This is a genomic window from Streptomyces sp. NPDC001868 (assembly GCF_040297125.1).
In the GTDB taxonomy this organism is placed as follows: domain Bacteria; phylum Actinomycetota; class Actinomycetes; order Streptomycetales; family Streptomycetaceae; genus Streptomyces.
The window spans coordinates 20,311-29,984 of the sequence record NZ_JBEOYO010000082.1; the positions used below are offsets into that span (position 1 = coordinate 20,311).

Below are 9,674 nucleotides of genomic sequence, written 5' to 3' on the forward strand. Positions count from 1 at the left end.
GAAGTCGCCATGATCATGCGTCGTTTCATAGCTTCGGGTACCGCAGTGACCCTGGTGGTCGGGCTGGTCGCGGGCATCCAGTCGCCTGCGGGCGCGGACGAGAGCTGGCCGCCGATCAAGCCGGACCGCGCGCACCTGGTGGACACCGCCAAGGTGCCCGTCAAGGCACCGCCGCCCGACAAGGTGGCCGAGGCCGTGGCCAAGTGGAAGCCGGCTGCGTCGTGGCCCGCCGCGGGGAAGGCGGAGGTGACGCCACCGGCGGCGGCGACCCAATTCGGGGCGCGGCGGGTCCGGGCCAAGGCGCTACCGGTATGGGTCGGTGCCGCCAGCGGATCGGTCTTGCTGGGCGGTGCCGGGAAGTCGGCCACACCACCCACGGTCCAGGTGGAGATGATCGATCACCCAAGCGCGAAGAGGCGGAGCGTCGACGGGCTCATGCTGAAGCTGAGCCGTACCGACGGGAAGACCGAACCCGGCAAGGTGTCCCTGACCGTCGACTACTCGTCCTTCCGGCACGCCTATGGCGGTGACTGGGCGGCCCGGCTGCGCCTGGTCGAGGTCCCCAACAACGGGTCGGCGGGGAAGGTCCTGACGACGACCAACGACGTCGAGGCCGGGACGGCGACCGCGGACGTGACGGTGGCCAGGGCGGGTTCGACCTTCGCGCTCACCGCCGCCCCGAACGGGGAGACGGGCGACTACAAGGCGACGTCGCTGTCGCCCTCGGGTTCGTGGGCGGTGTCGACGCAGTCCGGCGACTTCACCTACTCGTATCCGCTGAAGGTGCCCGCCGCCCCCGGCGGCCTGGAGCCGGACCTGTCGCTGTCGTACTCCTCCGGGTCCGTGGACGGCCAGACGGCCGCGACGAACAACCAGGCCTCGGCGATGGGCCTGGGCTGGGACATGTGGCCGGGCTCGATCGAGCGCTCCTACATGGGCTGCGCCGACGACATCACCGACCCGCTCAAGAAGACCGGGGACCTGTGCTGGGAGACCGACAACGCGTCGCTGAGCCTTGACGGGCGCTCCTCGCGGCTCGTGTACGCAGGCGGCAACAGGTGGCGGCCGGAGAAGGACGACGGGAGCCGGATCGAGCGGCTGACCGGGGTGGACAACGGCGACAAGGGCGGCAGCGAGGGAGTCGGCGAGCACTGGAAGCTCACCACGACCGATGGCACCCAGTATTTCTTCGGCCAGACCAAGACGTCGGCGTGGGCGGTGCCGGTGTTCGGCAACGAGGACGGCGAGCCGTGTAAGCAGGCCACGTTCGACGCGTCGTGGTGCGACCAGGCCTACCGGTGGAACCTGGACAAGGTCATCGACACCCACGGCAACACGATCACGTACTCGTACACGCCGGAGACGAACAACTACGGTCGCAACCTCAGCGGGGCGAAGACGACCCGGTACGTCCGCGGCGGGATCCTGGACCGCATCGAGTACGGCGGAAGAAACGGGGAGCATCCGGCCGCCCAGGTGGTCCTGGACCACGCCGAGCGCGGCGGCCCGGACGTTCCGTCCGACCAGGCGTGCGCAGACGGGCAGAACTGCGGGACGAAGTTCTCCCCGACGTTCTGGTCGACCAAGCGGCTTTCCACCATCACCACGCAGGTGTGGAACGGCAGCGCCTACAAGGACGTCGACCGGTGGACGTTCGAGCACAGCTACCCGCCCAACACCGACAACACCACGCCGTCGCTGTGGCTGCACGGCATCACCCACACCGGGCTCGCGTCCGGGGACAACATCGTCGGCCAGGCCATCGAGCTGCCGAAGGTCACCTTCAGCGGGACTCAGCTGCCGAACCGGCTGAACTCCGACACCGACGGCCTGCTGCCGATGAACAAGTGGCGGATCAACCAGATCAACAACGAGTCCGGCGGCACCGTCTCGGTCTACTACGACGGCACCGACTGCTCGCCGACCTCGCCCCCGGCCGCGCAGGGCAACACCAAGCGCTGCTTCCCCGCGATCTGGACACCGGACGGCGACATCCAGCGCAACGACTGGATGAACAAGTACCGCGTCCAGTCGGTCGCGCTCCAGGACCGGGTCGGCGGGCAGCAGACCGAGACGACCAGCTACGAGTACGTCGGCGGTACCGCCTGGAAGTACGACGACAACCCGCTGGTCCCGGCCGCGCGCCGGACGTGGAGCCAATACCGCGGCTACGAGAAGGTGCGCGTCCTGAGCGGAGACCCGACGAAGGTCACGCAGTCGTCGACGCTGCACCAGTACTTCCGCGGAATGGGCGGCGACCCGATCACCGACTCCCAGGGTGCGACCTGGCCCGACGATGACCAGCTGTCCGGCTTCCAGCGCGAGCAGATCACCTACGAGGGGGCTGGGGGGCCGGTGGTCTCCAGCGTGATCAACGATCCGTTGAAGCGCGATCCGACGGCCATCCACGGCACGCTGAAGTCCCATGTCGTCGAGGTCGAGAAGACGACCACCCGGACGACCCTGAAGCCCGGAGGCCTGCGCACCACCGAGGTCACCACCAAGTACAACGCCGAGGGCCTGCCTATCGAGGTGAACGACCTCGGCGATGTCGACGTGGCGACCGACAATCGGTGCGTCACCACCCGCTACGCCCGCAACGAGACGTCGTGGCAGCTCGAGCTGGTGTCGGAGGAGTGGACCGACGCCGTCGCCTGCGGCACCACGCCTTCGTACCCCCGCGACGCCGTTTCCCATAACCGTACGTACTATGACGGCGGCGCCCTCGGAGCGGCACCGACGGCCGGTGACGCGACGAAGGTCGAGGAGCTCAAGGCGTACGTCGACGGCGAGGCCACTTACATCCCCAAGACCAGGTCCACCTTCGACGGCTACGGCCGGGTTCTGGAAGCCGTCGACCCGCTGAACCGCAAGACCACCACCAGCTACTCGCCGCAGACCGGTCTGCCGACGTCCACGACGGCGACCAACCCGATGGACGTGGCCAACCTGTCGGACGACCATGTCACGACGACCACGCTCGACCCTGTGCTGGGCCGGCCGGTGAAGGTCGCCGATCCCAATGGCCGGCGCACGGATCTGACGTACGACGCGCTGGGCCGGCTGGTGGGAGTGTGGAAGCCCGGCCGCAGCAAGGACAGCGGCGACAGCCCGAACACCCGCTACGCCTACGGAGTCCGCCCCGACGGGCCGAGCTGGGTGTCCACGGAGGTCCTCAAGCCGAACGGCAACACCCAGACGGGCTACGAGTTGTTCGACGGCTTCCTGCGCTCTCGCCAGAAGCAGGCGGTGGGACCCGGGCCAGCCGGTCAGGGGCTGTTGCGAGTGCTCACCGACACGCTGTACGACTCCCGCGGGCTGGCTGTCCAGGCCAACGGACCCTACGCCGACACCGGAACACCTGGCACCACGCTCGCAGGCGTTGATGACACCAAGGTGCCCGCTATGACCCGTACGACCTTCGACGGGGCAGAGCGACCCACCGTGACGGCCGTGCACTCCCTCGGCACCGAGCTCCACAAGACGACGACGGCGTACTTCGGCGACCGCACCGAGACGACTCCGCCTGAGGGCGGCACGCCGGTCACCACCTACACCGATGCCAGAGGCCAGCTCAGCGAGCAGCGCCAGTTCTATGCCGCGGCCACTCCGACCGGCGACCACAACAAGACCCGCTACACCTACACCAACACTGGCGAGATCGAAACGATCACGGATGCCGCGGGCAGCACGTGGCGCTACACCTATGACCTGCTCGGCCGGCAGGTGGGCATCTCCGACCCGGACAAGGGCCAGAGCACCAAGACCTACGATGACGCCGGGCAGCTCACCTCGACGAAGGACGCACGTGGCAAAACCCTCGGCTACCGGCACGACGCTCTCGGCCGCAAGATCGAGGAACGCCTTGAGACGGCCAACGGCCCGAAGGTGCTGGCGAACTGGACATACGACACCCTCTTCAAGGGACAGCTCACCTCGTCGACTCGCTATGTCGGCACCGAGAAATACACAACGGCGATCACCGGATATGACGCCGCCTACCGACCCACCGGCAAGACGCTCACCTTGCCCTCCAGCCTGTCCCCGCTGAACATCAGCCTTACCACCAAGTCGACGTACAAGGTCGACGGCAGCCCGGCTACTGTCACCCTGCCCGCATTGCCCGGTGTCGCAGAGGAGACCCTCACCTACGGCTACGACAGCCTTGGCCTTCCCTTCGAGATGAAGGCCAACAGCGGCTTCAAGTACGTGTACGACACCGCCTACTCGGAATTCGGCGAACTGTCCCAGATCCAGTTCGGTGACCTACCGGCATCAGGCCAGACAGCCCAGCAGGTCGCACAGACCTTCTACTACAAGCAGGGCACCCGGTGGCTCGACCGGGCTGTCGTCCAGCGTCAGGGCGGCCAGCCGGGCAGCGTGCAGGATCTGAACTACAGCTACGACAAGGCGGGCAACGTCACCTCGGTCGCCGACCGGCCGGAGATCGGCACCGCCGACGTGCAGTGCTTCACCTACGACGGGCTCCGGCGCCTCAGCGACGCCTGGACCACCACCGCCGCCACCTGTGGCTCGCCGGGCAACAGCGGCGGCGGACCGGCGCCGTACTGGACGAGCTACACCTACGACGCCGTCGGCAACCGGCTCTCCGCGACCCAGCACGGCGTTGGCTCGGGAGCCGCCGCGACGGCCACTACCAGCCGCTACAACTACCCGGACGACGACGAGGAACAGCCCAACACGGTTTCCTCGATCACCGCAGGCGGGACCGCGGTGACCGCCGCGGGCGCCTACGACTACGACGAGACCGGCAACATGACCACCCGGCCCGGGCCATCGGGGACCCAGACCCTGACCTGGAGCCCGCAAGGCAAGCTCGAGACCATCACCTCGGGCTCGGTCACGACCACGAACAGCTACGACGCCGATCAGGGCCTGATCGCCAGCACGGACACCGGCGCCACCACCGTCTATTTCGGCGGCGACGAGATCCGCTACGACAAGACCACCCGCCGATCCGCCAGCACCCGCCACTACACGTTCTCGGGTCGCACGATCGCCGTCCGCGATGCCGGCGGGCTCAAGTGGCTCAGCCCCGACCACCACGGCACGGACGGGGTCATCGTCAACGCCGCCGACTCCGCGACGGCCCTGCGCCGCAGCGACCCCTTCGGCAACCCTCGCGGCACCCAGCCCGCCTGGACGGGCTCCCGCGGCTTCGTCGGCGGCACCGAACTGCCCTCGGGCCTCACCCAGCTCGGCGTCCGCCAATACGACCCGAACCTCGGCCGCTTCCTCTCCGTCGACCCCGTTCTGGATCCCAAGGATCCGCAGCAGCTCAACGCGTACGCCTACGCCATCAACAATCCCACCACCATGACCGACCCGGATGGTCTGAAGTACTTCATCGATCTCGATGGCAGCGATGCCGCACCGAGCCGTTCGGCCGCCAAGACCATGGGCTACTACAACTGGAAGATGGCCATCTACAAGGCCTCGATGAGGGTATGGAAACGACGGTGCCCGCCTTTCGGCAGCTTTGGCTGTATTCTCAACAAGCCCAGGAAGCCGAACCTCTTTGATCCGAGGGACATCAACCCGCGCTACGTCAAGCCCAAGGCGAAGCCCACGTCCAAGCCAGAGTCCAAGTCCAAGCCCGCCGAGCCCGTACAATTCGATCGGCCTATCGTCACGGAGGATTTGAACAACTCCGACGCCAAGGGCTCGACGTCCATCTGTCCATCGGTGGCGATTGCCGCCGGTTACGGTGCCGGGGCCAACGCCTGCCTCTCGATGGACTCCAACGGCTTCACCTTCAACGCCGGTGTGAAGCAATTCGGCACGGAAGGCGCCTTCGCCGCCGCGGACATCGGTCTCATGTACAACAGTGGCTCCGCGGACCAGATCAACGGTGGAAGCGGCACATACGCCCAGGCGTCCCTCGGCGGCCACCTCGGCGGCGGGGGCACCCTGGCGGCAGGTGTGGAGCGCAGCTTCGACGGCGAGCTCGCCTCGTACGCACAGGCTTCCCTAGGTATTGGTCTCGGTGCCGCGGTGGGAGAAGCCGGCGTGACACACGGCGTGAACTCCGGCTATTTCAAGTGGCCGTGGGTCGACCACGTCAACGTCCGCGTCGTCGACCTCCCCTATCGGAACCCGCTCGCCCCGAAGACTTCGGGCTGGGATCGATTCTCGTAGCCGAGCCGCCGTCAGCGGGTCTTGCGGTAGAGGACGGCGTGGGAGATGCCGAAGACGGGGCGGATGGAGGCGGCGATCGTGCCGTGGTCGTTGATGTCGACGACCTCGCCTTCGGTGGTGATGCCCTTGGCGGCGAGGTCGGTCCAGCGGCCTCGCTGCCACAGGGCCGGGTGGACCTGGCCGTTGGCGAGCTGTGACTCGGCCAGGATCTGGTTCCGGTCGTTGATCGCCACGAGCCGGGTGGTCGACCCGCCCAGGGTGCCCAGGTCGGTCAGTTTGCGCTTGCGCCAGAGCGTGCCGCGTTCGGAGCGGTCGGCGGAGAGCGTCCAGCCGATGGTCCGCCCCGGTTGTTGATGCCGTAGGTGTTGCTGCGGTCGAACGCCCGGGCGCCCAGGTCGGTGACCTTGCCCTTGTGCCACCGGGCCGCGTTGAACCCGGTGGCGCCGTGCAGCCTGCCGCCGGCGACCTGGCCGCGGTTGTTGATGCCCGAGGCGTCGTCCAGCGGGAGCTTGCGCATGCGTCCCTTGGACCACAGGAAGGCCTTCCTGCGGCCGTCCTTGGTCGTGCTCAGGCCGACGACCTGGCCCCGGTCGTTCATCGCGGTGGGGAAGCTGGACGGGCCGCCCAGTGTGCGGAGGTTGATCAGCTTGCCGGCCCGCCAGAGGTAGGCGGTGTTCTCGCCGTCGACCCTGCCTGCTGGTACCACTCGTTGCCCTCGCGCCGTAGCCGCCGCTCCGTCCGGGTGAGCGACGGGTCCGCCGACGCGGAGTTGATGGTCTCCTGCTCGCGCAGCCCGCCGATCAGGAGCGACCACAGGTTCTCCACCACGTTCTCGGAGAACCCCGCGTCCGTCATCAGCGCGCGGTACACGGACCACTCCGGGTGCGCGGTCGGGTCGTCGGTGTGAGGCCGGTCGGCCGCGTTCGGTCCAGGGAACTTCCGCTGTACGACCGCCCCCCGCGCCCTCGTCCGGCCGATCACTCGGGCCATCGCGGCGTTCCCGGCGGCCCCCTGCAGACTCCGCGCCCATGCCACGGGGGACCCGGACCGGTCGCTCACCTGGGGTTTCGTCACGTGGGCGGTGCCGGTGCGGCCCTCGTCCTCTGTCCGGTGCGGCAGCTCGGGGAGCAATGCTCAGGACTTGTGGATCAGCTCCTCTGGAGGACGCGCGAAGGGCGTACCTTCCCGAGTGAGTGATCGTCAAGTCACCGAGTAGGCCCGCGCTGCGAACGCGGGTCGGGAAGGCACGCCCGTGCTCAGCGTAGTCAATGAAGACGGCACCACCGAGTCCGGTTCTGTGATCGACGAGATCGTCCGCGAGGGTGCTCGGCGGATGCCGGCCGCCGCTCTGGAGGCGGAGGTGGACCAGTACATAGCCGAGCTCGCCGGGCAGCGTGACGAGGCCGGTCGCCGACTGGTGGTCCGCAACGGCCGGCACCGGCCGCGGACCGTGACCACGGCTGCTGGGCCGGTTGAGGTGGCCGCCCCGCGCGTGAACGACAAGCGGGTCGACGAGACGACGGGTGAACGTCAGCGGTTCTCCTCGAAGATCCTGGCGCCGTGGTGCCGGAAGTCCCCGAAGATCAGCGAGGTGCTGCCGCTGCTCTATCTCCACGGCCTGTCGTCGGGCGACTTCGTGCCCGCGATGGAACAGTTCCTGGGCTCCTCGGCCGGGCTGTCGCCGGCCACGGTGACCCGGCTGACGCAGCAGTGGGCCGCCGACCACGCCGAGTTCCAGCGCCGTGACCTGGCCGAATCCGACTACATCTACGTCTGGGCCGACGGCGTCCACCCCAAGGTTCGCCTCGGCCAGGCCCACTCCTGCGTCCTGGTCCTGATGGGCGTGCGCCTGGACGGCACCAAGGAGCTGATCGCGCTGGCCGAGGGCCTGCGGGAGTCGACGGAGTCGTGGGCCGACCTGCTGCGGGACTGCCGCCGCCGGGGCATGCGCGATCCGGCCCTCGTCGTGGGCGACGGTGCGATGGGCCTGTGGAGGGCGCTGGCGGAGGTGTTTCCGCAGGCCAGGCACCAGAGGTGTTGGGTTCACAAAACAAGGAACGTCTCGAACGCGCTGCCGAAGTCCGCGCAGCCCGGCGCGAAGAAGGCTCTGCAGGAGATCTACAACGCCGAGGACCGTGCGCACGCCGAGAAGGCGGTCACCGCGTTCGAGAAGGCGTACGGGGCGAAGTTCCCCAAGGCCGTCAAGAAGATCACCGGCGAGGTCGACGAGCTGCTGGCGTTCTACGACTTCCCCGCCGAGCACTGGGTCCATCTGAGGACGACGAATCCGATCGAGTCGACCTTCTCCACCGTGAAGCTTCGGACCAAGGTCACCCGCGGCGCCGGCAGCCCGGCCGCAGCCCTCGCGATGGTCTTCAAACTCGTTGAGTCCGCCCAGGCCCGCTGGCGAGCGGTCACCGCACCGCACCTCGTCGCCCTCGTTCGAGCCGGCGCCCGCTTCGAGAACGGCCTCCTCGTCGAACGAGACGAGACCCTCGCAGCGTGATCCACCTCAACTGATCCACAGGTATTGACAATTACTCCCAACGGGCCTGGCCATCCTGCTGTGGAACCGCAGAGGATATGCTGCGGGCAGCCCCATGTGGCCCATGTGGGAGGAAGATTTCAGCGACCTCGTCATGGGCCTGCTCAAGATCCACCTCAGCACGCGGCGCGTCGTCATCAACCGGGAGGTCCAGGTCGACCGCCCAGGGGCGGGAGGAGGACGTACGGACATCCACATCCAGGCGGCGACGGACGCCAAGGATCTCGAACCCTTCACTGTGGTCATCGAATGCAAGGGATGCTGGAACCCCGGCCTGGACACTGCTCTGGCCGACCAGTTGGTGGCCCGTTACCTGCGCCGCCCGAGAACCGCAGGCATCTTCCTGGTCGGCTTCTTCGACTGCGCCCTGTGGGACGACCGCCATCGGCCACGATGCACCCCGGGCCACACCAAGCAGCTGATCGAGCAGTGCCAGCACGCGCTGGCGACCCAGTGCAATGCCACGGTCCGGGCCAAAGTCCTCGACTGCAGGCCTTCAGGAATGCAGACCGGCTAAGGGCCGCGTGCGTCGATGATGCGGTCGTCGGCCGACTTCACACCCCGAATAGTGGGATGAGCTGACGCATCGTCAAGTTGGTGCGCCAGTACGCCGCGACCAGCAGCGCCCGGTCTTCCAGGACAGGCTTAACGTCGCCCGCTGCGGACCGTGTCCGCGCCAGCGCGCAGGGCAGGACGGTCATCAACTTGGCGGACTGGCACGGCTTCAGCCCTGTGAACGGGGGCTATCCAAGGACGACTCCGACGCCGTGATCACACCAGCCACACCGCTTAGCTGGGTACAGGCGGCGTGCCCAGGGGCTGCCACCACCCGAAGTGTTCGCTTTACCGGCGCCAGTCAGCGGTCTTGTAGACCCCTAGTAGGACTCCGTTAGGTCTTCCGGGTGGTCCTGATCAGGAGCATGTTGGATAGGTGGACGCACATGAAGTGAACCGTGTCCGGGCGACGTTG

6 protein-coding genes and 1 pseudogene are annotated in these 9,674 nt (G+C 67.8%); 3 read left to right on the forward strand and 4 right to left on the reverse strand.

Annotated features, from left to right (window positions below; translation table 11 throughout):
• Window positions 1-9 precede the first annotated feature (9 nt).
• Window positions 10-6,159, forward strand: a complete 6,150-nt coding sequence (locus tag ABT147_RS44210; protein ID WP_351417555.1) for an RHS repeat-associated core domain-containing protein — start codon at window positions 10-12, stop codon at window positions 6,157-6,159.
• An 11-nt stretch (window positions 6,160-6,170) separates the two neighbouring features.
• On the opposite strand, the gene ABT147_RS44215 is transcribed toward ABT147_RS44210, so the two are convergent.
• Genes ABT147_RS44215 through ABT147_RS44225 form a run of 3 tightly spaced genes read right to left on the reverse strand, consistent with a single transcriptional unit; the run spans window position 6,171 to window position 7,149 of the window.
• The gene (locus ABT147_RS44215; RefSeq protein WP_351417557.1) at window positions 6,171-6,392 is read right to left on the reverse strand and encodes a hypothetical protein; all 222 of its coding nucleotides are present in this window, start codon (window positions 6,390-6,392) and stop codon (window positions 6,171-6,173) included.
• Window positions 6,393-6,430: 38 nt separating this feature from the next.
• A complete protein-coding gene (locus ABT147_RS44220) occupies window positions 6,431-6,865 on the reverse strand; it encodes a hypothetical protein (RefSeq protein WP_351417560.1) in 435 nt (144 codons plus the stop codon).
• On the reverse strand, window positions 6,802-7,149 hold the full coding sequence (locus ABT147_RS44225) for a hypothetical protein (RefSeq protein ID WP_351417562.1): 348 nt from the start codon (window positions 7,147-7,149) through the stop codon (window positions 6,802-6,804). Before ABT147_RS44225 ends, ABT147_RS44220 begins: the two co-directional genes overlap by 64 nt.
• A 262-nt stretch (window positions 7,150-7,411) precedes the next feature.
• On the opposite strand from ABT147_RS44225, the gene ABT147_RS44230 reads away from it, so the two are divergent.
• Window positions 7,412-8,665: an IS256 family transposase gene (locus ABT147_RS44230; protein WP_351417564.1), complete on the forward strand. Its 1,254-nt coding sequence runs from the start codon at window positions 7,412-7,414 to the stop codon at window positions 8,663-8,665.
• Window positions 8,666-8,768: 103 nt separating this feature from the next.
• Window positions 8,769-9,221, forward strand: a complete 453-nt coding sequence (locus ABT147_RS44235; protein ID WP_351417567.1) for a hypothetical protein — start codon at window positions 8,769-8,771, stop codon at window positions 9,219-9,221.
• On the opposite strand, the pseudogene ABT147_RS44240 reads toward ABT147_RS44235, so the two are convergent.
• Window positions 9,221-9,488: pseudogene (locus ABT147_RS44240) on the reverse strand (transposase family protein); the annotation flags it as partial. The gene ABT147_RS44235 and the pseudogene ABT147_RS44240 sit on opposite strands and share 1 nt — an antisense overlap.
• Between the last annotated feature and the right edge of the window lie 186 nt (window positions 9,489-9,674).